The sequence below is a fragment of the Listeria sp. ILCC792 genome, assembly GCF_900186135.1.
GTDB lineage: Bacteria > Bacillota > Bacilli > Lactobacillales > Listeriaceae > Listeria > Listeria goaensis.
Genome location: NZ_FYBO01000002.1, coordinates 235,087 through 260,551, shown reverse-complemented (window position 1 = coordinate 260,551; position 25,465 = coordinate 235,087). Strand labels below are relative to the sequence as shown.

The 25,465-nt window shown below is 41.7% G+C and carries 23 protein-coding genes and 1 tRNA gene; 19 read left to right on the top strand and 5 right to left on the bottom strand.

The genetic code is table 11. From position 1 onward, the window contains the following. Nucleotides 1-54: 54 nt before the first annotated feature. The 8 genes from CFS60_RS03875 (at nt 55) to CFS60_RS03840 (ending at nt 7,700) form a co-directional block, all read left to right on the top strand. Nucleotides 55-1,422: an Nramp family divalent metal transporter gene (locus tag CFS60_RS03875; protein WP_088838853.1), complete on the top strand. Its 1,368-nt coding sequence runs from the start codon at nt 55-57 to the stop codon at nt 1,420-1,422. Nucleotides 1,423-1,483: 61 nt separating this feature from the next. Beyond that, entirely contained in the window at nt 1,484-2,371 is an 888-nt protein-coding gene (locus CFS60_RS03870) for an AraC family transcriptional regulator (protein ID WP_088809296.1), read from the top strand. 62 nt (nt 2,372-2,433) lie between these two features. Further along, on the top strand, nt 2,434-3,504 hold the full coding sequence (locus CFS60_RS03865) for a Gfo/Idh/MocA family protein (RefSeq protein ID WP_088838852.1): 1,071 nt from the start codon (nt 2,434-2,436) through the stop codon (nt 3,502-3,504). 16 nt (nt 3,505-3,520) lie between these two features. After that, on the top strand, nt 3,521-4,255 hold the full coding sequence (locus CFS60_RS03860; RefSeq protein ID WP_179946375.1) for a sugar phosphate isomerase/epimerase: 735 nt from the start codon (nt 3,521-3,523) through the stop codon (nt 4,253-4,255). Continuing rightward, nucleotides 4,252-4,974 carry a ThuA domain-containing protein gene (locus CFS60_RS03855; protein ID WP_088809293.1) on the top strand — a complete coding sequence of 241 codons (723 nt, stop codon included), beginning with the start codon at nt 4,252-4,254 and terminating at the stop codon, nt 4,972-4,974. Before CFS60_RS03860 ends, CFS60_RS03855 begins: the two co-directional genes overlap by 4 nt. A gap of 6 nt (nt 4,975-4,980) precedes the next feature. After that, on the top strand, nt 4,981-5,949 hold the full coding sequence (locus CFS60_RS03850) for a sugar phosphate isomerase/epimerase (protein ID WP_088809292.1): 969 nt from the start codon (nt 4,981-4,983) through the stop codon (nt 5,947-5,949). After that, nucleotides 5,949-7,007, top strand: a complete 1,059-nt coding sequence (locus tag CFS60_RS03845; protein WP_088809291.1) for a Gfo/Idh/MocA family protein — start codon at nt 5,949-5,951, stop codon at nt 7,005-7,007. Before CFS60_RS03850 ends, CFS60_RS03845 begins: the two co-directional genes overlap by 1 nt. 90 nt (nt 7,008-7,097) lie before the next feature. Continuing rightward, nucleotides 7,098-7,700 (top strand): DJ-1/PfpI family protein, encoded by a 603-nt coding sequence (locus tag CFS60_RS03840; RefSeq protein WP_088809290.1) that lies wholly within the window; start codon nt 7,098-7,100, stop codon nt 7,698-7,700. Nucleotides 7,701-7,736: 36 nt separating this feature from the next. On the opposite strand, the gene CFS60_RS03835 is transcribed toward CFS60_RS03840, so the two are convergent. Continuing rightward, nucleotides 7,737-8,258 carry a GNAT family N-acetyltransferase gene (locus tag CFS60_RS03835; RefSeq protein ID WP_088809289.1) on the bottom strand — a complete coding sequence of 174 codons (522 nt, stop codon included), beginning with the start codon at nt 8,256-8,258 and terminating at the stop codon, nt 7,737-7,739. 63 nt (nt 8,259-8,321) lie between these two features. Next, nucleotides 8,322-8,738 (bottom strand): hypothetical protein, encoded by a 417-nt coding sequence (locus tag CFS60_RS03830; RefSeq protein ID WP_088809288.1) that lies wholly within the window; start codon nt 8,736-8,738, stop codon nt 8,322-8,324. 390 nt (nt 8,739-9,128) lie between these two features. Here CFS60_RS03830 and CFS60_RS03825 point away from each other — a divergent pair, with 390 nt between their 5' ends. The 4 genes from CFS60_RS03825 (at nt 9,129) to ahpF (ending at nt 13,443) form a co-directional block, all read left to right on the top strand. Further along, on the top strand, nt 9,129-10,640 hold the full coding sequence (locus CFS60_RS03825) for an ABC-F family ATP-binding cassette domain-containing protein (protein ID WP_088815508.1): 1,512 nt from the start codon (nt 9,129-9,131) through the stop codon (nt 10,638-10,640). Nucleotides 10,641-10,685: 45 nt separating this feature from the next. Beyond that, nucleotides 10,686-11,123: an SRPBCC domain-containing protein gene (locus CFS60_RS03820; protein WP_088838851.1), complete on the top strand. Its 438-nt coding sequence runs from the start codon at nt 10,686-10,688 to the stop codon at nt 11,121-11,123. A 224-nt stretch (nt 11,124-11,347) separates the two neighbouring features. After that, nucleotides 11,348-11,911, top strand: coding sequence for an alkyl hydroperoxide reductase subunit C (ahpC, locus tag CFS60_RS03815; RefSeq protein WP_088809285.1), 564 nt, complete (start codon nt 11,348-11,350; stop codon nt 11,909-11,911). 2 nt (nt 11,912-11,913) lie between these two features. Continuing rightward, complete coding sequence (gene ahpF / locus CFS60_RS03810) at nt 11,914-13,443, top strand: alkyl hydroperoxide reductase subunit F (protein ID WP_088825524.1); 1,530 nt, start codon at nt 11,914-11,916, stop codon at nt 13,441-13,443. A 39-nt stretch (nt 13,444-13,482) separates the two neighbouring features. Here ahpF and CFS60_RS03805 read toward each other — a convergent pair whose 3' ends face one another. Together CFS60_RS03805 and CFS60_RS03800 are read right to left on the bottom strand one after the other, a co-directional pair. Beyond that, a complete protein-coding gene (locus tag CFS60_RS03805; RefSeq protein ID WP_088825525.1) occupies nt 13,483-14,127 on the bottom strand; it encodes a hypothetical protein in 645 nt (214 codons plus the stop codon). Nucleotides 14,128-14,231: 104 nt separating this feature from the next. Beyond that, nucleotides 14,232-14,322 (bottom strand) — tRNA-Ser (locus tag CFS60_RS03800). A 148-nt stretch (nt 14,323-14,470) separates the two neighbouring features. Between CFS60_RS03800 and CFS60_RS03795 the strand changes: the two genes are divergently transcribed. The 5 genes from CFS60_RS03795 to CFS60_RS03775 all read left to right on the top strand — a co-directional run bounded on the left by CFS60_RS03795 (nt 14,471) and on the right by CFS60_RS03775 (nt 23,314). Beyond that, entirely contained in the window at nt 14,471-15,385 is a 915-nt protein-coding gene (locus tag CFS60_RS03795) for an aldo/keto reductase family oxidoreductase (RefSeq protein WP_088809282.1), read from the top strand. A 57-nt stretch (nt 15,386-15,442) separates the two neighbouring features. After that, nucleotides 15,443-16,243, top strand: coding sequence for a hypothetical protein (locus CFS60_RS03790; protein ID WP_088838850.1), 801 nt, complete (start codon nt 15,443-15,445; stop codon nt 16,241-16,243). 163 nt (nt 16,244-16,406) lie between these two features. After that, complete coding sequence (locus CFS60_RS03785; RefSeq protein ID WP_088838849.1) at nt 16,407-18,347, top strand: heavy metal translocating P-type ATPase; 1,941 nt, start codon at nt 16,407-16,409, stop codon at nt 18,345-18,347. A gap of 85 nt (nt 18,348-18,432) precedes the next feature. Then, entirely contained in the window at nt 18,433-18,651 is a 219-nt protein-coding gene (locus CFS60_RS03780) for a lipopolysaccharide assembly protein LapA domain-containing protein (protein WP_088809279.1), read from the top strand. Nucleotides 18,652-18,766: 115 nt separating this feature from the next. Continuing rightward, nucleotides 18,767-23,314, top strand: coding sequence for an LPXTG cell wall anchor domain-containing protein (locus CFS60_RS03775; protein WP_159458291.1), 4,548 nt, complete (start codon nt 18,767-18,769; stop codon nt 23,312-23,314). An 80-nt stretch (nt 23,315-23,394) separates the two neighbouring features. On the opposite strand, the gene CFS60_RS03770 is transcribed toward CFS60_RS03775, so the two are convergent. Next, complete coding sequence (locus tag CFS60_RS03770; RefSeq protein ID WP_088809277.1) at nt 23,395-23,625, bottom strand: DUF3955 domain-containing protein; 231 nt, start codon at nt 23,623-23,625, stop codon at nt 23,395-23,397. 133 nt (nt 23,626-23,758) lie between these two features. On the opposite strand from CFS60_RS03770, the gene CFS60_RS03765 reads away from it, so the two are divergent. Together CFS60_RS03765 and CFS60_RS03760 are read left to right on the top strand one after the other, a co-directional pair. Next, the gene (locus tag CFS60_RS03765; RefSeq protein WP_088838847.1) at nt 23,759-24,547 is read left to right on the top strand and encodes an aminoglycoside 6-adenylyltransferase; all 789 of its coding nucleotides are present in this window, start codon (nt 23,759-23,761) and stop codon (nt 24,545-24,547) included. Nucleotides 24,548-24,596: 49 nt separating this feature from the next. Beyond that, nucleotides 24,597-25,331 (top strand): FAD synthetase family protein, encoded by a 735-nt coding sequence (locus CFS60_RS03760; protein ID WP_088825529.1) that lies wholly within the window; start codon nt 24,597-24,599, stop codon nt 25,329-25,331. Nucleotides 25,332-25,465 lie beyond the last annotated feature (134 nt).

The window sequence follows — 25,465 nt, the reverse complement described above, 5'->3', positions numbered from 1 at the left end:
AAATGTTTCCTTGATGCAAAATATATTTATTAGAAATAGAGAGAAGGCAGGCATATGGAGTCAGAGGAGCTTATCATAAATAAAAAAAAGAAAAAGGGAGCGTGGATTCAAGACGCGCACAATGTTAGTTTGGAAGAAGTGCATAGCACGGTTCGGATCCCTAAAAATGCTGGTTTTATGAAAAAATTGTTGGCGTTTATAGGGCCAGGATCGCTTGTTGCGGTTGGTTACGTGGATCCGGGGAACTGGGCGACATCAATTGCTGGGGGCGCGAGATTTGGCTATACGTTGCTTAGTGTTGTTTTAATTTCCAACTTAATTGCGATGCTTTTGCAAAGTTTGTCGGCGAAGCTTGGAATTGTGACGGGAATGGATCTCGCGCAGGCAACTCGGGCTGCTGTTGGGAAAAAAACGGCGGTGGTGCTGTGGATTTTGACGGAGCTCGCTATTATTGCAACGGATATTGCGGAGGTCATTGGCTCTGCCATTGCGCTGAATTTATTGTTTGGTATCCCGCTGCTTTTAGGGGTGGCGATTACGACGCTCGACGTCTTGCTGCTTTTACTTTTACAGAAAAAAGGGTTTCGTATTATTGAATCCATCGTCATTGTTTTAATGACAACCATTCTTTTAATATTTGGGTTTGAGGTTGTGGTTTCGCACCCGAACGTGGCGGAGCTTATGAAAGGCTATATTCCGCAAAAAGAAATTGCGACAAACCCTGCGATGCTTTTCATTGCGCTTGGCATACTTGGGGCGACAGTGATGCCGCACAATTTGTATTTGCACTCGTCACTTGTGCAGACGAGGCGCTACGACCGGACACGAGATGGGAAGAAGGAAGCGGTCAAATTCGCGAAGATTGACTCCACTTTTTCCCTAACCGTAGCTTTTGTTATTAATTCTATGATTTTGATTCTCGGCTCCGCGGCATTTCACGGTACGGGGCTGAATGTGACGGAGATTGAGGGGGCGTATAATCTGCTCGGTCCGACGCTTGGCATGGGGATTGCGAGCACGCTTTTTGCTGTGGCACTTCTTCTTTCTGGACAAAATTCGACCATTACGGGTACTTTAAGCGGTCAAATCGTCATGGAGGGTTTTATTCACCTTTGTATGAAACCGTGGCTACGGCGTGTGATTACGAGGCTTCTTGCGGTCATTCCTGTGTTTATCGTGACGCTTCTAGCGGGCGAAAAAGGAACGGGTTCGCTGCTGCTTTGGAGTCAGGTTATTCTTAGCCTGCAATTGCCGTTTGCGGTTGTACCACTCGTTTTGTTTACGAGCAGCAAACAAAAAATGGGTGAGTTTGCGAATAGCCGCTTAGTGAAAATCACCGCCTGGTGCGCAACAATTGTGATTGTGGCGCTGAATATTTTCTTACTTAGTTATATCGTTATGACGGGTCAAGATTTAGGGTAACACACGGCGGGGGATTTATAGTAAAATGGATGAGAAGCCTAAGGAAAAAGGAGCATATACGATGGGCAATTATCTTGAAATCCCGAATTTGGACAAAAATTTTCCGTTTCGTACATTTACAAATGATGGCGAAGTGCTTGTGTATCCTCATTGGCATAAAGAAATCGAAATCATTTATGTGCTTCGTGGCAGTTTGAATTTAGGTGTGAACGATGTGCCGATTCAGATGAATGCGGGAGAAATTCAAATCATTAATGGCGGCGATGTACATTATTTTCTTGGTTCCCCGAACAGCGAGCGAATCGTGATTCAATTTGATTTGGCGTTTTTCCAACAAGATAAGAAGTCAGATGAGCAAGCCGATTTACGGCGTTTGTTTCAAACATGCGTAAGCTCAAGCAGGCACTGGGACGATCCGATTCGTTCGAAGATGCGCGAACTGATTTTGGCGATTCACGAAGAAGAGCAAAAGCAGAAAGACGGATTTGAATATGCGACAAAGGCCAAAATGTTGGAGATGCTCGTTTTGCTATACCGCGAAGTGCCAAAAAATGAAGCTATTCCAGATAACTTGTTTCAAGGCGAGGCCGTTTTGAAATCGCAGGAAACGTTAGAGATGCTTGATGAAATTTTTTCTTATATTGAACAGCGCTACAAAGAGCCAATTGCTTTACAGGAAATGGCTGATTTGACTGGCTTTAGCACGTATTACTTCACAAAGTTTTTTAAACGCAACACGGGTATGACTTTTGTTACCTTTTTAAATGATTATCGTTTAAATAAAGCAAAATGGATTTTAATAAATGAAGCCTATCCAATTACGGAAGTTGCGGAAATGACGGGCTTTAGTAGTGTCAAAACGTTCCACCATGCTTTTAAGCGAGCGATGGGAATTGCGCCACTTAAATTCAGGAAGACAATATACGAGAAGAATCGGACAATAAAGTAGGAAGAATTTCTCTCATTTGTTTTGTATGATAAGGCTATACAAAACGAATGGGGGATTTTTTTATGAAGATTGGAATTATCGGTTGTGGTGGTATTGCAAACGGAAAACATATGCCTAGTTTGGCGCAAGTTGAAGGTGTGGAAATGGTCGCTTTTTGCGATATTATTCGAGAACGTGCAGAGGCGGCAAAACGTGATTTTGGGACAGAAAATGCAAGCGTATACACGAACTTCAAAGAACTGTTAACGGATAAAAGTATTGATGTGATTCATGTTTGTACGCCGAATATTTCGCATGCCGAAATTACAATTGCGGCGTTACATGCGGATAAACATGTGATGTGTGAAAAACCGATGGCGAAAACGGCTAAGGAAGCTCAGGCGATGATTGATGCGGCAAAGGAAACAGGGAAGAAATTAACCATTGGGTATCAAAATCGTTTCCGCAAAGATTCTCGTTATTTACATACGGTTTGCGCGGACGGGGAACTGGGCGATATTTATTATGCGAAGGCGAGAGCAATTCGTAGACGTGCTGTACCGACATGGGGCGTATTTTTAGACGAGGAAGCTCAAGGCGGCGGCCCGCTGATTGATATTGGCACACATGCGCTTGATTTAACATTATGGATGATGGATAACTATAAGCCGAAATATGTAGTTGGAAATAGCTACCATAAACTTTCAGGGACGGAAAATGCGGCCAATGCTTGGGGTTCTTGGGATCCAGCTAAATTTACTGTGGAAGATTCGGCGTTTGGTTTTATTACGATGGAGAACGGCGCAACAATTGTGCTTGAAGCGAGCTGGGCGCTGAATACGCTAGACGTTGGGGAAGCGAAAACGGTGCTTTCAGGGACACTAGGCGGTGCGGATATGGAAGATGGCCTACGAATTAATGGTGAGGCGCACGGTTTAACATATGAGAAAAAAATTGACCTTGAAACTGGTGGCGTGGATTTCTATGATGGAACGGGTGAGGATCCAGCTGTTCTTGAAGCACAAGCTTGGATTGAGGCACTTCGGGAGGGTCGCGATCCAGTCGTTAGGCCAGAGCAGGCACTAGTTGTGACACAAATTCTAGAAGGCATTTATGAATCGGCAAAAACTGGAAAACCGGTATTTTTTAATTAGAAAGTAGGGGGTTTTGATGAAACAAAAAATCGGACTGCAAATGTGGAGTGTGAAGGAAGATGCAGAACGCGATTTTTTTGGAACACTTGAAAAAATTGCGGAAATGGGCTACGACGGCGTTGAATTTGCGGGTTATTACGGCGTGAGTGCGGCGGATTTGAAGGCGAAGCTCGCGGAACTTAATCTTACGGTAGCAGGTTCGCACATTCCGCTTGAACGCTTGCTTGGCAACATTCGTGAAGTGATTGACTACGAAAAAACGCTTGGTAATAAACATATCGTTTGTCCATATGCGGATTTTAAATCGGCTGAAGCGTGGGCGGAACTGGCTGAACAGTTTGAACAAATTGCGCAAGTCGCGACACAGGCGGGCATGACGTTTAGCTATCACAACCATGCACATGAATTTCGAATGATTGACGGCCAATATATTTTAGACTTTTTGCTCGAAAAAGCGCCACATATTTCGCTCGAACTGGACACGTATTGGGCGGAATTTGCGGGTGTGTCGGCGCCCGATTACATGGAAAAATACAAAACCAGAATGTCGCTTGTGCATTTGAAAGACCGTTTAGGCGACGAAAGCACTGAAATCGGAAATGGCGATTTAAATATCCAAAGTTTTGTTGATGCGGCACGTAAAAATGGCACGGAATGGCTTATTGTGGAACAGGAAGCGTTTCAGAAATTCGAGCCGCTTGAGAGCATTGAAACGGGCTTTCGTAGCCTAGAAGGGATGGTAGCAAAATGACACAAGTCACAGTTTGGAATGAGTTTCGCCATGAGAAAGAAAGCGAGGTCGTGAAAAGCATTTATCCGGATGGGATTCATGGTCAGATAGCGTCATTTCTAAAGGCGGCGGGCTTCGATACGCAGACGGCCACGCTTGATGAGCCTGAACACGGTCTTACGGAAGACGTTTTAAACAAAACCGATTGTTTGATTTGGTGGGGGCATATGGCGCATGGCGAGGTATCGGAAGAAATTGTTTCGCGTGTACAAAAGCATGTTCTCCGTGGTATGGGACTTGTTGTGCTTCACTCGGGGCACATGTCGAAAATTTTTATGCGTCTTATGGGCACAAGTTGCGATTTGAAGTGGCGTGAGGCGGACGAGCGCGAGCGGCTTTTTGTGGTCGATCCGAGTCACCCGATTGCAGAAGGCATTCCAGAATCGTTTGAGCTTGAAAAAGAAGAAATGTACGGCGAGCATTTTGATATTCCAGCGCCTGATGAAACGGTGTTCTTAAGTTGGTTTGAAGGCGGAAATGTATTCCGGAGCGGAATTACGTATAAACGCGGCAACGGGCGAATTTTTTACTTCCAACCAGGCCACGAATCCTACCCAACTTATCACCATGAATGGGTGCAAAAGGTGATTGTAAACGGGGTTAAATGGTGTTCGGAAAATCGCAAGACGTATCCAGAGTATGGGAATCAGCAACCATTTTATACAATTGGAAAGGAGTAATGAGCGATGAAATTAGGAGTTTTTACGCCGCTATTTGCGGATTTAAGTTTAGAGGAAATGCTAGATAAGGCGAAAGAAAGCGGGCTTGACGCGGTGGAAATTGGAACGGGAGGAAATCCTGGGAATCATCACTGCCCAACTGATGAGCTTTTGGAAAGTGCTGCTGCGCGCGAGGCGTATCTTGCGAAATTTCAAGAGCGCGGGATTCAAATTAGTGCGCTAAGCTGTCATGATAATCCGATTTCGCCTGTTAAAGAGGAACGCGAGGCGGCGGATCTGATTTTGCGGAAAACAATTAGGTTGGCGGCACTTTTAGGCGTTCCGGTTGTCAATACGTTTTCGGGGACTGCGGGGGATTCAGACGAAGCGAAGGCGCCAAACTGGCCTGTCATTCCTTGGCCGACGGTTTATAGCGACATGAAAACGTGGCAGTGGGAAACGAAACTCATCCCGTATTGGAAAGAAATTGGCAAATTGGCGGAGGAGCATGGCATCAAAATTGGTATCGAGCTACACGGCGGCTTCCTTTGCCACACACCTTACACAATTTTAAAATTACGGGAAGAAACGAGCGATGCAATTGGGGTCAATCTTGACCCAAGTCATCTTTGGTGGCAGGGGATTGATCCGGTTGGCGCAATTAAAATTTTAGGCGAAGCCGGTGCGATTCATCATTTCCATGCGAAAGACACCTATTTAGACCAAGATAATATTAATATGTATGGCCTTACAGATATGCAACCTTATGGGGAAGTAAAAACGCGTGCGTGGACATTCCGTTCAGTGGGGTGTGGTCATAGCCTCGCAGAATGGTCTGATATGATGAGTGCGCTTCGTACGTACGGCTATGATTATGTTGTGAGTATTGAGCATGAAGATCCGCTCATGTCGATTGACGAAGGTTTCAAGCGCGCGGTAACGAATTTGCGTTCGATTTTGATTCGTGATACGCCGCAAGATATGTGGTGGGCATAATGGAAAAGGTGAATTTAGTTATTGTTGGTTTCGGTGGCATGGGGACGTACCATGTGGAGCTTGCTAAAATGAGCGACCATGTTGTTCCTGTTGGGGCTTATGATATTGATGAAAATGTGCACGAAAAAATTCGTGAAAAAGGCTTGCGCGTTTATCGGAGCTATCAGGAAGTTTTGGCTGACGAGTCGGTTCATGCGGTTTTAATTGCGACACCAAATGATGTGCATAAAAAGCTAGTCATTCGCGCGTTAGAGTCTGGCAAGCACGTTTTATGTGAAAAGCCGGTTACGCTAAATAGCGAGGAGCTAAAAGAAATTTTAGCGGTGGCAAAGAAGACTGGGCGGACGTTTATGGTGCATCAAAATCGGCGCTGGGATCAGGATTTCTTGATTATAAAACGCATGCTTCAGGAGAAAGCAATTGGCGATGTATTTCGAATTGAATCGCGCGTGCAAGGGGCAAATGGTATTCCCGGTGACTGGCGTCATTTGAAAGCGCAAGGTGGTGGCATGGTACTTGACTGGGGCGTTCATTTGCTCGATCAGCTGCTATTTATGGTTGATTCGCGCATCAAGAGTGTGTCTGCGAACCTAAGCTTTATTTTAGGAGATGAAGTGGACGATGGTTTTACGAGTTTAATTTCGTTTGAAAATGGTGTGACGGCGCATATTGAAGTGGGGACGACGAACTTTATTAAGCTACCACGCTGGTATGTCCTCGGCACGAACGGAACGGCGGTCATTCGCGACTGGGATATGAGCGGGGAGATGGTAATTGCAACGGAAAATCTGCATAATTCCGAGCCGACACCGATTCAAGCAGGGCAAGGCCTAACCAAAACGATGGCGCCACCTTCCGAAGAGGCGACGGAAACCGTTTCGCTGCCGGCACCACTTGAAATGGAAACGAGCCTGTATAACAATTTTGCGGACGTCATTTTAAATCAGGCAGAACCAATTATTAAAAATGCAGAAGTTTACCGCGTATTGATTTTAATCGAAGCGATTTTTAAAGCCGCAGAAGAAAATAAAATTATTGAAAACTTTGATATCGTTTAAAAAAACGCCACGGTGGAACATTACTAAAAACAGCTTGATTTCTTAAAAGCAGGAATCAGGCTGTTTTTTTTAGAAAAAGGAGTGGTAGTCTTGGAAAAAGTACTATTTGTGTTGCTCGACGAATTTGCCGATTGGGAAATTGCCTCCCTTGCAGCGGCTATCAATGAAACACCAGAAAATGGCGAGGAAAAGCGTTATTTAGTAGAAACCGTGTCCCTTTCAAAAGAACCTATTAAGTCCATTGGCGGAATTACGGTGCTGCCCGACTACGCGCTAAATGAAGTACCAACAGATTTTGTGGCACTCATTTTGATTGGCGGAAATTCATGGCGCAAAAAAGAAAGCGAAGATGTTATGGAACTCGTGCACTATGCAATTAAGCGCAACGCCGTCTTAGGTGCGATTTGTGATGCGGCTTATTTCATTGGCTCGCATGGCGTTCTAAATGAAGTGCAACATACAGCGAATTATTTAGAGGAGTTGCGGGAAGTGCCCGTTTATAAAGGCGAAAAACACTTTGAAGAAAAGCAAGCCGTTCGAGATGGCTTAATCGTTACAGCGAATGGTTCCGCCATTTTTGAGTTTGCGAAGGAAGTTATGCTTGCGATGGAAGCCTTCCCGAAAGAGGAAATTTTGGAATGGTATGATTTCTTTAAACTAGGCTATTACGAGGCGAAAAAGAAAGGCAAATGACAAACGGCGAATATGGCCGTTTGTCATTTGCCTCGTTTAAATATCTTCCGGATTAAGAATGGAAAGCGTCATATGATCTTCCCATTTTCCGTTAATTTTAACATTTTTCCGTGCAATACCTTCTTTTTCAAAGCCAGCTTTTTCTAAAACACGCATGCTCCGAATATTGTGCGGCATGACACCAGCCTCAAGACGGTGCAATTTTAGCTCAGAAAAGGCGATTTCAACAACTTGTTTGACCGCTTCAGTCATATAACCACGGCCATTCATTTCTTTATCTAAAAAGTAACCAATCCAAGCGCTTTGCAAACTATGGCGCAGTACACCAGTGAGCGCGATAAGACCGATGATAGTTTGATCATCTTCAATTAGATACGAATAAGCTTGATCTTTTTCGCGGTCTGACATGGCTTGCATGATGCGTCTTTTTTGTCCAGCAAGCGTATAAAATTCTTCATTTCTTAGCCCTGTGTAGTTTTGGAAAAATTCCCGGTTGCGCAGTTCGAGCGCAAGTAAGTCCTCTGCATCAGACAGTCCCATTTGTCGTATGTGCATCATAAAGCCCCCCAAAAAACGTTTAACTATTTTTAGTATACACGAGTTGGAAAGGTCAGGCGACTTTTAACGCGTTAAAACCATTTCAATGTCATGCAAGTACTTGACCTGCCCTTGTTCTAAGTTTAAAGCAAGCCGGGAGATAACGCCTAGTAGGTCGTTGTTCATTCGAATTTTCTCCGTAATAATGACGCGCGTTTGGTTGTCCTTCGCCGTCTTATATTCCTCCCAAATGTAGCCGCTAAAAAAGCGATGTTTAATTTTATAAACGCGATATTTAGTAGGTTGTTCATCAATGATATGGAATTCCAGTTTTTGCCCGTTCGGATAAAATTCAGTTATTTTATTTGAGGAAGGTTCAGTTTCTACACGTATAATATCTGTCCGCCAAGATACATTACTACGATTGGCTAATAGTTCCCAAACTCTGTCAATAGGGGCAGAAACAATACGTTCAGCTACAGATTTTTCATAGAGCCACATAAAAATTCCCCTTTCTTTCTAATTAACGTTCTTATACCTTTTTTCGGTTTGTTTAAAACGCATTTGACAGAAATTAAAATATGGTTTATTCTGCTAATGAACAGGAAGTGTTGAAATTGAGATTAATTGTACCGTTAGTAGAAAAGATTTCCTCTGCACAACTGAATGCGACAAGGCATTGTGTAGAGGCTAATAAATTCGAAATTCCTTGTCGGTAAAAGCCGCAAATTGAGGTAGTTTATTTGTGTTGCATTTTTACCGACAGTGACTGAAATTTATTTAAAAGGCCAAAGACAAGTGCGCTTGTCTTTGGCCTTTTGTTTTGATAGGAAACAGGAGGCGAACGGAACGCTTCCTGTTTTTTTATTTTGTTCGAAAGAGGAGATTGAAATGAGTATTTTAGAAGTGAGAAATTTAACGCAAAGTTTTCCAGATCGCTTACTGTATAAAGAAGCGGAATTTAGTATTTACAAAGGAGAACATGTTGGTGTCGTAGGTCAAAACGGCGCAGGCAAAAGCACGCTTTTACAAATTCTACTTGGACAGCTTTTGCCAGATAATGGTGTCATCAAGTGGCAACAAGGCTTACAAATTGGGCATTTAGACCAATATGCGGAAGTGGACGGCGATCACGACATCGAAGCTTATTTGAAGCTTGCCTTTGCGGATTTCTTTCATAAAGAAGAAAAAATGAATGAGCTGTACGCGACTGGTGATGCAGAAGCAATTGAAATGGCAGCGAAAATCCAAGAAACACTACTCCAAATGGATTTTTACGGGATTGACCGAAAAATTGCGGAAGTGACGCGGGGGCTAGGGATTGATGCGTTTTTAGGGCAGCAAGTGAAAAGTTTAAGCGGCGGTCAACGCGCCAAGGTGATTTTGGCGAAGCTACTACTCGAAGCGCCAGATGTTCTGATTTTAGATGAACCGACGAACTTTTTAGATGAATTCCATATTAAGTGGCTTTCAGGCGTATTGCAATCTGCGGAAGGTGCGTTTATTGTGGTATCGCATGACCAGGCGTTCTTAGAGGCAGTGACGACGCATATTTTAGATGTTGAATTTGGGACGATTAAAAAGTATACGGGAAACTATCAAGCATTTTTAGGACAAAAAGCGCATTTACAGGAAGCCTATACGCGTGAATATACGAAACAGCAAAGGAAAATTTCGGAAACGGAAGCGTATATTCGGAAAAACAAGGCGGGTGTTCATTCAAAATTGGCGCGGGGGAGGCAAAAACAATTGAATCGGCTGGAACGGATTGCCCCTCCGACGTTCCACGAAAAACCTCGCTTTATTTTTAAAGAAAAAACGGGCGTAGTTAGTGGCGAAAGCCTAGTCGTATCAAAACTTTTAGTTGGCTATCAAAAAGCGCTTTTGCCCGAGCTTGATTTCTACGTGCATGCCGGCGAAAAGCTTGTGATTACAGGGTTCAACGGCATAGGGAAGTCCACGCTTTTGAAAACGATCCTTGGCAAAATTCAAGCCCTTTCTGGAAAAGCTGTTTTTGCTAAAAACGTGCGTATTGGTTACTTTGAGCAAGACCTCGTTTTCCAAGCACCAGAAATGACGCCCCTCGCCTACATTAAAAACAAGTTTCCTGAAAAGGGGACAAAAGAAGTTCGGCAAATTTTAGCGCGTAGCGGCATCCGTGCCGAGTTTGTGGAACGCCCAATTGCTACACTGAGCGGCGGCGAACAGTCCAAGCTAAAACTAACAGAGCTCCTTCTTCTTGAAACGAACTTTTTGATTTTAGATGAGCCGACCAATCATTTGGATGCACTTGCGAAAGCAGCGCTTAGGAAGGCACTTCAAACGTACAAAGGAAGCTTACTTTTAGTATCGCATGAAGCCGATTTCTATAAAAATCTAGCAGAACGCGAATTAAAGTTGTGAGGACAAACAGTTTTTACTACAATAGAAGAAAAGGGGGAGAAGCTTATGCAAACGAATGTGAGTTTACTAATTAAGAAACCTGTAGCGGTCGTTTTTGAAGCATTTATTGAACCAGACGTGACAACCAAGTTTTGGTTTACCAAAAGTTCCGGTAAGTTAGTTGTTGGTCAAAAAGTAACGTGGGACTGGGAAATGTATGGTGTCTCGGATGAAATTTTAGTTTTAGAAATTATCCCAAATGAGCGTATTCACGTCCGCCATGCGAATGCAAAAGAAACGATTTGGAAGTTTGAGGCGTATTCAGAAACTGAAACTATCGTTAAAATCCAAAATGGTGAATTTAATGAACTGAGTGAGATTATTGATGCAACGGAAGGCTACACGCTCGTATTAAGTGGACTTAAAGCCTATTTAGAGCAGGGCGTCTTGTTAAATTTAATAGAAGATAAGCATCCTAACGCAAGAGTGGATAGAGAAAAATAGAGAGCTAATTGATAAAATGAAAAAATATCACAAATTTAGCTTTAGATTTCACAAACTGAACATGGCTTTGTATCAGGTTTTCATGCTGATGTTGAGCTTTGAATGTTCAGTTTGTATTTATTTTTAGTTTATAAATATTATAATTTACTGTTGACATCTTCCTAAAATCAGATGATAATTTAAAAGTGAGCAATCACGAATTAAAGCTTTTAGGAGGAATTTACATGTCATTAATTGGAAAAGAAATAGAGGAATTTACGGCGAAAGCATTCCACCAAGGTGAATTTATTGATGTATCATCTGAAAACTTTAAAGGAAAATGGAGTGTAGTTTGCTTTTATCCAGCAGATTTCACATTTGTTTGCCCGACAGAGCTTGAGGATTTGCAAGACCAATATAAAACGCTTCAAGATTTAGATGTAGAAGTTTATTCTGTTTCTACAGATACGCACTTTACACATAAAGCATGGCACGATTCTTCAGATGCCATCGGTAAAATCGAGTACATAATGATTGGCGATCCGTCACACACTATTTCAAATATTTTCGATGTGCTGGACGAAGAAGAAGGCTTAGCAAATCGCGGAACATTTATTATTGATCCAGACGGAGTTGTTCAAGCTGTAGAAATTAACGCAGATGGTATTGGTCGCGACGCTAGTACTTTAATCGATAAAATTCGCGCAGGTCAGTACGTGCGGAATAATCCAGGCGAAGTTTGCCCAGCGAAATGGAAAGAAGGCGCTGAAACGCTTAAACCGAGCCTTGACCTTGTAGGGAAAATCTAAAGATGCCTTTAGAAAAAGAAATCAAAGAACAGCTAGCGGGTTATCTGGAATTACTTGAGCAAGATATTGTCTTAAAGTTAAGTGTCGCAGCAGATGAAAACTCCGAGAAGCTGGCAGAATTTGTAACAGAAATTGCCGAGATGTCGCCTAAAATCCACATGGAAAAAGCGAGCCTTGCGAAAACGCCTAGCTTTAGCGTCGAACGCGTTAATGAAGATATGGGCATTGTTTTTGCGGGCATTCCACTCGGGCACGAATTCACTTCATTCGTTTTAGCGATATTACAAGTGAGCGGCCGGGCACCGAAAGTGGACGAGAAAATCATTCGGCAAATCAAAAAAATTAGTGGAACGTTCCACTTCGAATCTTACGTTAGCCTAACATGTCACAACTGCCCGGACGTCGTTCAGGCACTCAACATCATGAGCATTTTAAACCCAAATATTAGCCATACGATGGTTGAAGGCGGTATGTTTAAAGCGGAAGTCGAAGCGAAAAACATTATGGCTGTTCCGACAGTTTTTGCAAACGGTGAGCCATTTGGAAATGGCCGCATGACAATCGAACAAATCGTAACTAAAATTGCTGGTGCAGCTGACGCGTCGGAGTTTGAAACAAAAGAACCGTTTGATGTCCTCGTCATTGGTGGCGGGCCGGCTGGCGCTAGCGCGGCGATTTACGCGGCTAGAAAAGGTATTCGAACGGGTATCGTAGCTGAAACTTTTGGTGGCCAAGTTTTAGAGACTTTAGGCATCGAAAATGTGATTGGAACGAAATATACGGAAGGTCCGAAGCTGATGGCGCAAGTGGAAGAGCATGTGAACGAGTATGATGTTGACGTGATGAAATCCGTTCGCGTAGCAAGCCTTTCGAAAAATGAACAAGTGGAAGTAACGCTTGAAAATGGCGCCGTATTGACGAGTAAAACCGCAATTATTTCAACGGGTGCTAGATGGCGTAATATCGGCGTTCCTGGCGAACAAGAGTTTAAAAACAAAGGTGTTGCGTATTGTCCGCACTGCGATGGCCCTCTTTTTGAAGGAAAAAAAGTTGTCGTTGTGGGCGGCGGTAATTCTGGAATTGAAGCCGCGATTGATCTCGCAGGAATCGTCAAACATGTGACGGTGCTCGAATTTATGCCAGAATTAAAAGCAGACCAAGTGTTACAAAAACGCCTATACTCTTTACCAAATGTAACGGTGCTGAAAAACGTTCAAACGAAAGAAATTACGGGTGACAGCAAAGTAAATGGCGTAACATACGTGGACCGCGAAACAAATGAAGAAACGCATATTGATGTGGAAGGCGTCTTCATTTTAATTGGTCTGGCACCAAACACAGAATGGCTAGAAGGCACTGTGGAGCGCACGAAAATGGGCGAAATTATAGTAGATAAACACGGCGCGACAAATGTGCCAGGCGTGTTTGCTGCTGGGGATTGTACGGATAGTGCTTATAAACAAATTATCATTTCGATGGGATCAGGTGCAACAGCTGCGCTGGGCGCGTTTGATTATATGATTCGGAATTAAAAACTTAGCAGGCATTTTAGTGCCTGCTAAGTTTTTCTATTACCAATTATTAGGCGCATTTTTGATTAAACTAATGATATATTGTTCGGTAAGTTTTCTCTGTTGATTGGTTAATAGCCAATTTATTGCTGGTCCCGAAAACAGTAAAAAAGTAATATAGAGTGTTCCTAACATCTCTAAAGGAGATTTAAAGTACGCTGTTATAAAACTTCCAATAAGTCCTAGAAGAAATGAAGCTAAAATAGGTATGAAAACAGGGATGGGTGCTTTGTTTTTTGCTTCAAAATAACTTAAGAGCAAGTGTCTTTCTTCAGGAGATAAATTTAAAATACTACTTTTGATTTTTTTGAGTTTACGATATGTATTCTTTTTTTTATATGAATTGTTACTGTCAATTTCGAAGGCTTGAATTTCAAATCCAATTCTTCTATTCATGCCTTTTTTTAAATATTCATAGGAATTTTTATAGGTTGGGGCAAGCATTAATCCAAGCATCAATAGCGTGACTAGAATTAAATATGTCCAGTTAGTTATTTCTATGAAAACTAAAAAAACACTTCGAGATAATAATGCTTTTGAAACAAAAGTGATGATAAGATATAAGATAGTGAGTATTAGTGTTAACACCATGGAATAACGTCGTTTACGATAAAATTTTATAACGATATTTATAATTTTGTCCAAGTTGATTTTCTCTCCCATATATGTGTATTTTATAAAATTGAGTAGGATTCTGCTTATTTTATTTAAAACAAAAAGCCTTGAAAAATCAAGGCTTTTTGTGCGAACGGAGAAACGGGGATTCGAACCCCGGCGCGAGTTAGACCCGCCTAACAGATTTCGAGTCTGTCCCCTTCAGCCGGACTTGGGTATTTCTCCACGACAAAAGTTATTGTATAATAAAACAGCTTAAAAAGCAACAGCCACTTGTTTAAAATAGGGGATTTGGCGAGTTTTTTAATTAAAAGATGATATCGTTTTCATGAAATGGTAAAATGAAAGTATCTTAATTAAAGAGGTGGAAATAGTGGAACAGTTAAAACTTGGTGGCAAACTTGCTGCGCCTAGCATTGCAATTGGCTGTATGCGTATGGCTGATTTATCGGTTGAAAAAGCAGAGAAAGTGATTCAGACTTCTCTTGAAAATGGCTTGAATTTTTTTGATCACGCGGATATTTATGGCGGTGGGAAATCGGAAGAAATTTTTGCAGAAGCGATTCAAAAGGCTTCTGTACCGCGCGAAAAACTTATTTTGCAATCGAAATGTGGGATTCGAAATGGCTTCTTTGATTTTTCGAAGGAACATATTATAAACTCAGTTGAGGGGATTTTAAAACGGTTGCGTACGGAGTATTTGGATGTCCTGTTACTACATCGTCCGGATACGCTTGTTCAACCAGAAGAAGTAGCGGAAGCTTTCTTTGAACTTGAAAAGAGTGGGAAAGTGCGTCATTTTGGTGTGAGTAATCAGAATCCGCTTCAAATTGAGCTTTTGAAGAAATCTGTGGAGCAGGATTTGCTTGTGAATCAGCTGCAGTTTAGCATTATGCACACAGGCATGATTGATGCAGGGCTAAATGTGAATATGACGGTTGATGCTGGAGTTGTGCGCGATAGCGGGATTTTGGATTACAGCCGTTTAAATGATATGACAATTCAGGCCTGGTCGCCGTTCCAATACGGCTTTTTTGAAGGTGTGTTTTTGGATAACCCGAAATTTCCGGAATTAAATCAAGCAGTCAATCAATTGGCGGAGAAATATCAAGTTTCGAACTCAGCAATTGCGGTGGCTTGGATATTACGCCATCCGGCTAAAATTCAAACGGTGCTTGGAACGATGAACCCGGAACGTATTGCAGGAATTCGCAAAGGCGCTGACATTGAGTTGACGCGTGAAGAATGGTATGAAATTTACCGTGCAGCTGGAAATGTGTTGCCGTAAAGAAAACTGGAAAGGCGTAGAAGATTTTTTCTATGCCTTTTTTTAAAGGGGAATGGTATGAAATTTGAATTATGGAATGAACATACATTTTATTCGCGAGTGAACGAAGCAAAAATTTATGCGGCGATGGCTGACTTAGAAAGCGGCTATTGCCGAGTGCTGGTGCTAGAATCCACGCCTAGTTTAGCGGGGAGCTCCTATATTCAAGCGATGAAGGAAAAAGATAGTTATACGGTTGAAATCCGTTTTGAGAACGGTGATGAGTCGTTCAAACAGTTACAAAGAAAAATGGTGGATGTTGAAGAACTTACCAATCTTTTTCAAGCCTATGCAAATGGAATTCCGCCAAACATCGAGGGGTGGAAAGACATCACGGAACTTGTTGCTTGGTATTTTGATGATGCCGAAACAGGTGTCACGCGCGAAACCTCGCACCCTTATTTTCGACAAGCTTTCCTAGCCGATATTTATTACGACATTAGTCAAGAGGAGGCACCCTTTGGAAACGATACAGGTGCTGATACGCTCGCTTTTTTAGAAGAACTAATTGAAGCGGATGAGCTGGAAGATTTAGATGCTTACCCGAAAGAGTTAATCGAAGAGAACTGGGAAATGGACTTTTTTCCTGCAAGTGAAAACCTTTCGGAGGAAATAAAGCAAACGTATAAAACAGAAATCTATCAATCCTACCAAGTCATCATCGCAACTGGTTTTTCCTCGATTAAAATCACTGGCGAAATTTCTGAAGAGCTCAAACAGGAAACCGTGCTTGCGCTTCAAAAGTTAGCGGATATGACAAATAAATCCATTTATGAACAACAGGCAACAGCGATGGAAAAGTTTTCGCTAAATTCGTGAATTTATTGCCAGTTCCATTGAATTACCTTGCTAAATTTAGTATAATAAAGGTGAAAAAATAATATAAATTTAATGTAAATCTGTTTCTCACGCTAGTGGGAGCAGATTTTCGTGTTTTTTAGGGGAACGAAAATGATTCTCAAATAGAAAGGATGGGGAAAACATGCAAAAAATAAGAGAAAATGTTGCTTTTATTGCAACCGCTGTGAGTGGGATACTCATACTAATCGGCTGGCAACTGGAAGGCAAAATTTCGGAAATGGGCATTGCGATTATTTTTATAACGGCCTTCATTATCGGTGGTTTCGAGCAAGCGAAATCGGGTATTTTGGATACCATCAAAACGCATAAGTTGAACGTTGAACTACTGATGGTCCTTGCCGCAACAGGTGCGTCCATTATCGGATACTGGCTGGAAGGGGCCGTCTTGATTTTCATTTTCTCACTAAGCGGGGCGCTTGAAACTTATACGACAAACAAAAGCAAGCGCGAGCTTACAAAATTGATGGCTTTAAAGCCTAAAACCGCTTTTTTGCAATGGGAAAAAGGAGAGTTAACAGAAGTGCCCGTCGGTGACCTAGCTATTGGCAATCTCATTTTAGTTCGCCCGGGTGAGCGCGTTCCAATTGATGGCGTGATTTGTGGCGGTGAAACGACCGTGGACGAATCCGCGATAAACGGCGAATCGATGCCGAAAGAAAAATCAAATGGCGCTGACGTATTTGGCGGGACCGTCAATTTGACTGGCGCCGTTACGGTTTCTGTCAGCAAAACGGAAGGGGAAACGCTGTTTAGCCAAATCATTCAAATGGTGCAAGACGCTGAAAATCAGCCCTCTGAAACAGCGGCTTTCATCGAGCGCTTCGAGGACAAATATGTCAAAGCCGTGCTCGTTTTAGTCGGCATCATGTTGTTCTTGCCGCATTTCGCACTCGGTTGGACGTGGAATGAAACCTTTTATCGCGCCATGGTTCTCCTAACCGTCGCCTCGCCGTGCGCACTCGTCGCCTCCGTCACACCCGCGACACTCGCCGCAATTTCAAACGGGGCAAGACATGGGATTTTGTTTAAAGGGGGCGTTCACCTTGAGCATTTAAAGCGCGTTCGTGCAGTGGCTTTTGACAAGACAGGCACCTTAACGCGTGGCACACCCAGCCTTACCGATTTTATTTTAGAAACGGAAGACCAAGATGAGCTACTAAATGTCGTCTATACGCTCGAGAAAAATTCCACCCACCCGCTAGCAAGAGCGATTTCAGATGCACTAGGACGCCGCGGCGCCACCTACTTGCAAGGTTTAGTAACCGAAGACGTCCCCGGATTTGGTGTTCAGGCTGCTTACGCAGGTCACAACTGGAAAGTCGGCAAAGCCCGTTTTATAGGCGCAGAAAACACGGCCAAGTATGTAGATGAATACGCCGAAAATTTAGCCAAAGAAGGGAAAACAATCGTTTATGTGGCAAAAGACAATTTAGTGGTTGCGGTGCTCGCATTACGAGACGAGGCCCGCAGAGAAGCCGTCCGGGCGATTTCAGCACTAAAAAGCGATGGCATACAAACGGTGATGGTGACAGGAGATAATGAGGAAACCGGCCTTGCTATTGGAAGAGAAATTGGCATTGATTATGTTATTGCAGGTTGTTTGCCGGAAAATAAAGTGGCTGTGATGAACGATTTAAAAGCTACTTACGGCAGCGTTTGTATGGTCGGCGATGGCATCAATGACGCGCCCGCACTTGCGCATGCGACAGTCGGTGTTGCGATGGGAGAGGGCACCGATATTGCGATGGAAGCCGCAGATATTGTTTTAATGAAAAATGATTTAGAAAAACTGGCTTATGCCAGAAAGCTTTCCGTGCGGCTTTCCCGCATCGTGAAACAAAATATTTTTTTTTCAATTGCAGTTATTATTTCGCTTGTCATTTTAAACGTATTCCAGTCGATCAACTTGCCTTTTGGCGTCATCGGGCATGAAGGAAGTACGATTTTAGTCATTTTAAATGGCTTGCGGTTACTACTAAACAATCGCAAATCCAGACAGCGAACGCATTCACAAACTGGTGAAGACTTCCAACCTAAAATTTACGTGCACACAACACCTTAAAAAAGCTAATTTGAAAAAAAGAACGTTTCTTGCATAGAGAAACGGGAAAAGAAGGGGAGAATAAATTAAAAAAGGGGGCAGCATCATGGAAGACGATTCCAAAAAAATATCGATAAGGCTAATTGTTATATGTATTATCATTGCACTTGTAGTTTTATTTATGATTCTAAACAGAGAAAGTGTAACAATCAACTTATTATTCGGCAAAATGACGATTCCAATTTTCATGGTCATCGCTATTTCTGCAATTTTAGGCTGGCTTGTTGGTTTTCTAGTACCTAAAGTTAGAAAGAAAGACAAGTAAAGGTTAGTTTTTTAAAATCCGTTCGTTATGAGCGGATTTTTGTTTGACTATTTAAAGTCGGGGGAATATCCAAATAGATTTTATGTTTAAGAAGCGTATTCAGGGGGGGATTCGTTTGAAAAAAGCATTCTATTTGTTGTTCAGTTTTTTACTTATCACGCAAATGTTTTTGCCGTATATCGTAAATGCTGATTCAAAAGAAGAGGGTGTCAATTTAGTTAGCTTAAATCAGACAGCAGGAGCTACAGATCAAAATAATTATTTTACATTTAAAGTAACAGCACATGCTAAAAATAGTGATACACAATTAAAAGGGGAAACAATTTCCGTTTCTGAAAAATTTTCGTTACAAGAAGTAAATAAAGGAACGATTTTAGATTCAAATAATCAAGCTGTTGGAACTTATGAAATTAAAGATAATCAATTGCTTTTTGATATACCGGCTGAATTTGAAGCAGATATTACATTTGATGTTGCAGCAACTTACCTTGGAAATGGCACCACGACTGACAAAGACCGCATCGATTTTTCTTCAAGTTTGAATCATTTAAGCAAGGAAGTCACCCTTTATCAAGAACCTGCTAAATCAAACGAAATTGAAAGTGAACTGGAAACGCCGAGCGTAACGGACGACTCTAAAACGTTGCCAGAAAATGGACAAACGAGCACTTCGGGGGAAAAGCCTGAGCAAAGAGCAGTTGCTGCAGATGAACCACAAGATGTAAAAGACATTTTTGCGAGTTTAGGCTATTCAGAGGCAGATTCAACCATACTGACAGGAATGGAATTAACCTATTTTGATGCAGATGGAAATCCTATTGCTGAACCAACCGTGAACGATTATGTTCATTTTAAATTCACGTGGGCGATACCGAATGATGTTGGGGCAGAAATTAATGCAGGGGATTATTATACGTTTCAATTACCTGATACAGTAAAAGTATCGCAAAATCAAACTATACCGCTTGATCCGTATGCCGATGTCGAAGTGAGTACGGATAATACGATAAAGTTTGTTTTTACAGATGCAGTTCATGAAAATTCCAACGTCCATGGGACTTTGGAATTCGACACACAGCTGAACCCAGCAGATATTGATGGTCCGGGAGAAATCACGATTAAGATACCTTTTGAAGATAACATTCCACCTGTTGATATCAATGTTAAACCAGCTGTAGACAGTACCATTGAAAAAAGTGGTCACTTTGATAAAGAACTAAATCCAGATTTTATTTATTGGCAAGTGGATATTAATAAAGCGCTTGATACGATTGATCAAGCTGTTGTGAATGAGAATTTTCCACCGGGCACAACGTATCAATCTGTAAAAGTCTATAAAGTAGAAGTAGATTTATACGGGGAAATATATCCGGGGAGTGCAGAGCTTGTGACTTCGGGATATACAGTAGATGCTGCGGGTAACGTAACGTTTACAACGCCAATTAGTGATGCTTACCGCTTAGAATATACAACAAAAATTGATGAGGATGCGAAACCTGAAAATGGTGGGAATAAGACATTTGAAAATACGGCTATTCTAGATGCAGATGGGACAGAACTCCCAGCTAAAGCGTCTGTTGCGAGCTCATACGGTGTTCTTTTGACTAAACAAGCGAGCAACTATAACCCAGATACGCAAACATCAGAATGGACTGTCAAATATAATTACGGTGAAAAGACAATTGCGCAAGAAGATGCGACACTTCACGATGAGTTTGGAGATAGTCGCATGAAACTTGTAGATGGTTCTGTAGAACTTTATGTAATCACATTTAATCCAGATGGATCGGAAGTTCAGGGTAGGCAACTAATCGAGGGCGTCGACTATAGAATCGAAAATACAAGCAATGGCTTTGATATTGTCTTTTTACATGATATTGATTATGCAGTAAAAATGAAGTATCAGACACAATTAACGGGGATTATTGATGACAATGTAACGATTAATAATTCAATTAATACGGATACAGGAGATACAAGTAACTCGTCTGGTGGTATTGTGCAACAAAACGTCATTAAGACGCTTGGGACAGTCGATTATGATGCAAAAGAGGTTTCGTGGCAAATCGACATTAATAAAAATCATTATATGATGAAAAATTGGCAAATGACTGATGACCTCAGTCCGGGTTTGACTTTGCTACCTGAAACATTCGTCATGACAGATATGGTAACAGGTGCCACACTTGTTGAAAATCAGGATTATTCCTTAGTATATGACGAACCCAATCTTCAATTTACTGTCCAGTTTTTAAATACGTATGCGGCTGGAACTGATCATGACTTCCGTATCACCTACAAAACAACATTTAATACGAGTGTCGACGGGGTGGATGACCCAAATCGGATTTTCCCTAACAATGCCACTACTTCTTGGACAGATGAATCTGATGATACGCATTCGAGCAGTGACGGAGCGACGTTTGACCCGAATGATTCTGCGAAATATGATGGATTTAAAAACGGGAGCTACAATGCGACGACTTCTCGAATTACTTGGTCAATCGGCATTAATTATGACTCGAAAGAACTAAAAGATGCTGTACTCGTGGACCCAATTTTAGGAAATCAGCAATTTGTGCCAGACTCCGTTAAAATTTATCATTATACGGTAAATCCAGATGGCAGTGTTGAAAAAGGAGATGAAGTCGATAACTACGGTGATTTCACCATTATTGAACCTTCTGAAGTTAATAATCAAACGCTTACGGTTCGATTTCCAAATGAGGAATCTGCAGCGTACATTGTCGAATTTAAAACATCATTAAATGGTGAAGTAATTGAGCCCACTTATGATAATGACGCTACATTCACAAATGGCGATGCCGCGCCGCATCACTTAACTGCTGAGGTTTCTATCCAAAATGGTGGAGATTTTGTAAATAAAACTGGTTATCAGGACGAAAATGGTTTCGCGCATTGGTCCATTACTGTGAATCCGAGTGGTTCGACGTTAAATGATGTTGTGGTGACAGACCACCCGTCGAAGAACCAAGCGATAGACAAGAATTCGATTGTTGTGTACCGAACGATTGTGAAACCTGATGGTACGATTGTTAAAAATCCGTACTTACCTCTAGTAGAAGGAACGGATTACTCGGTTTCTTTAACAACGGACTCAGCAACTGGGGAGCAGGAATTGAAGATTGAGTTTCTACACCAAATTAAATCACCATACATTATTGAATATCGCTCATTTGTATTCATAAGCAATGCGCCAGAACAAAAACTGACAAATGACGTCACGGTGAACGGGAATAATGATGTGACGATTAACGACGGTGCAGATGATACGGTTGATGTTGTGGTAATAAATGGCTCGGGGACTGCTGTTGGCGAGACAGGTGGCATTCGTTTCCAAAAAGTTAACGGTGAGGGAGATCAACTGACAGGAGCGAAATTCAGGCTTTGGACTAAAGATAAAATGATTATCCTTAGAGAAGGAACAGTAGATGCGAATGGCGAGTTAGCTTTCGGTAACCTTCCATATGGCGACTACATTCTACAAGAAATTGAAGCACCTGTCGGCTATACAATTAGCGATGAACTTGCAAATGGAAAAGTTGTAACCATTGATGCGGAAACAACGTCAGGTACCGCGCCAATTGAAATTGTCAACAATCCAAATAAAGTTATTCTTCAAAAGGAGAACGCCTCAGGTGAGCCTTTAGTGGGTGCAACATTTAAATTGGAGCAAAATATTGCGGGTTCATGGAATACGATTCAAACGGACGAGGAATTGAAAACAGATTTAAATGGTCAACTTGAAATTGATGGGCTTTTACCGGGAGATTATCGGTTGACTGAAACTTTTGCGCCGCCCGGCTATATATTAAATACAGACCCCATCTTGTTTACAGTTTCTGAAACGGCAGAAGGTCAAATACCAGATATTACACTAGGGCCGTTTATAAATTATACAGGCAGCATTGAAGCTGTGAAGCAAAGTGAGTCTGGACAAATTTTACCCGGAGCTATTTTCGAAGTTAGAGATTCTGAGCAAAATCTGGTGAAACGGGTTGTTTCTGATCGTAATGGGCATATTTCAGTGGATAATCTTGCACCTGGTGAGTATAGTTTGATTGAAATTCGTGCACCTCGTGGGTACATCAAGAATACGACTCCGGTCATGTTTACGATTCCAGATGAATTTTCTGGTGATCCGGGCGTGATGCAGTTAGATGCGTTAGTGAATTATCGAGGCAGTGTCGAGCTTCTGAAAAAGAGCGATTCAGGTGATTCATTGCCAGGTGCCGTCTTTAATTTATATAAAGCGGACGGAACTCTTGTGCAAAGCAATTTGGTGGCAAATAGAAGTGGGAGAATTCAGGTTTCAAACCTTTCGCCGGGAAGTTACTACTTTGTAGAAACAAAGGCGCCAAATGGATATAAATTAAATGCATCAAAAATACAATTTGAGATTGTTGCTGAAGCTGCAGGTAAGCCGAAACGTATTGAATTAACAGCAATAAACCAAGCAAATGAAAATCCAAATGTAACGCCAACGAATCATACGAACGGCGGCAATTCTAACCATTTAGACTTCTCAAAACTTCCTGAAACTGGGGATTCAAGTAATACCGAGTGGTGGTTGATTCTAGGTTTGCTGCTCGTCAGTTCGGCAGGAATCGTTGTGATTAGAGAATATCGGAAGGATAATTAGTCAATACATGAAATCACCCCACCAAACACTACCTCAAGTTAACGAGATGGTGCTTGGTGGGGTGATTTTTGAATGGCATATTAATTGGCATTTTTATTCGAACGTTTTTTCACAAGTTTTACAATCCAATAAACAATAATAAGGAAAATTCCTAGGTAGATACTAAATAGTCCCGTAGCCACATATGCTAAGCCGGGTTCATGAACAATCCCGTCAGCGCCAACTGTAACACCAGCAATCATTGATACAACAAAAGAAATAAAACCTAAAACAATAAAAGCAGGACCACTATATTTAAATACTGTATTCATTTTCTTTCCATCCTTTCGAAATATAAGTTTTATGTGATAAATTAGAAGTAGAACTTCTATGTTTTTATTATAACGGATAGTTTTAGAAAAAACAACATAAATTTATCGAAAAACAATAAAAAAGAGGTGCGAAATGATAAAACGAGAAGAAACCTTACAAAAAATAGTCACGTATTTCCAAACGGAAGAAAGCGTCAAAATGCTTGTTCAGGAAGGTTCTTTCGCAAAAAAAGAGTACATTGATGAATGGTCAGATTTAGATATAAATGTTTGGTTTGAAGGAAAGCATGATTTTTCAAAAAATCTCACTTGGCTTGAAAAAATAGGACGTCCGCTCGTAACTGTGCCGCTTGATTTTCCTGCTCAAGAAGGTATGCGCTCACTCATTGTTATTTTTGATAATGGCGTAAAAGTTGATTTTTCATTTTGGCCGCTCCGCCTACTTGAATCCCCGTTTCCGTATTACAAGAAATATTTAGTTTTGCTTGATAAAAAAGAATTAGGCGGAAAACTTATTTCGTTTTTACAGCAAGATGAACAAGAGCGGCTTGATGAGAAGGGATTTCAGGCGCTGGTTGATGAATTTTACTTGGAGATGCATTATGTGGCGAAGTTTTCAAAGCGAGGGGATTTCTGGTTTGTTGGGCAACTTAAAGCTGGCATTCGCGAAAATTATTTTCTGCCACTCTTAGAGGAGATCGCCTATTTGTATGGTAAGAAGCCGCATTTCCTTGGTCGGCGCATGGCCGACTGGCTACCATCAGTGTGGCTAAACAAAATTCAGCTTTTATTCCAAAAAAATGACTTGGTAGAAGTGTTTGATTTATTTTCAGAACTAGCGCAGGAAATTTGTGTGAAACGTGGTTTTTCTCTTGATGAAAAACGTCTGACGGAGCTTAAAAAAGTGATTGTAAGCGTATAATTTGTGCTTTTTGAGCGCGGCGTATACAGTAAGAGTGGGAGTGAAGTTTATGGAGATTTATCATGTGAAAATGGGGCCAGTGCCCGATAAGCGAAAAGCAGTTTTGTCCATTGGGAAATTTGACGGAATTCATCTCGGGCATCAGAAAATTTTGGAAGCAGCACATCAAGTCAAGCAGGCAGGCGAACAGCTTTCAGTTATAAGTTTTAGCCCGCACCCGCTCTGGGCTTTAAAAAAATTGCCTGAATACCGGGAAGCGATTACGCCACGGACAGAAAAGGAGCGTTGGCTTGCGCATTACGGTGTAGACGTGCTATTTGAAACGGATTTTACACCAAAATATGCAGAAACAACACCTGAAGTTTTTGTGTCTGAACATTTGACCACGCTTCATTTATCCCATATTATTGTCGGTGAAGAATTCAACTTCGGGAAAGGTCGCGCCTCCGATGTGGATCTTTTAACGGAGCTTTGTAAGCCTTTTAATATTTGTGTGACTGCTGTTTCTGTGAAAAAGGATGGAAAAAATAAAGTGAGTTCGACGGATATCCGTGCTATGATTCGGCGTGCAGAATTTCGGGAAGCTGAAAAATGGTTAGGCCACCCGTGGTACGTGTCCGGTGAAGTCCAAGATGGCATCATGACGGGGCTAGACGATTATTGTCTTCCTACCGCAGCCAGCTATAAAACGAACCACGGCCCCGTCCAAATGACCAAAAACCACCAAATAAAAGTGGATTTACCAGATGGCGCGCACACGCTCCGTTTTATAGCCCCGTTCTAATGAAAAGTCTATTTGATATAGGCTTTTTTTAATACGCCAAATCAGACGAGTGGTGAGACTTTAATGACGAAATTTGCCAATGCTTTACTTTTTACTTATTTAGTAATATACTAATTTAGTAAATTAGTAAAAGG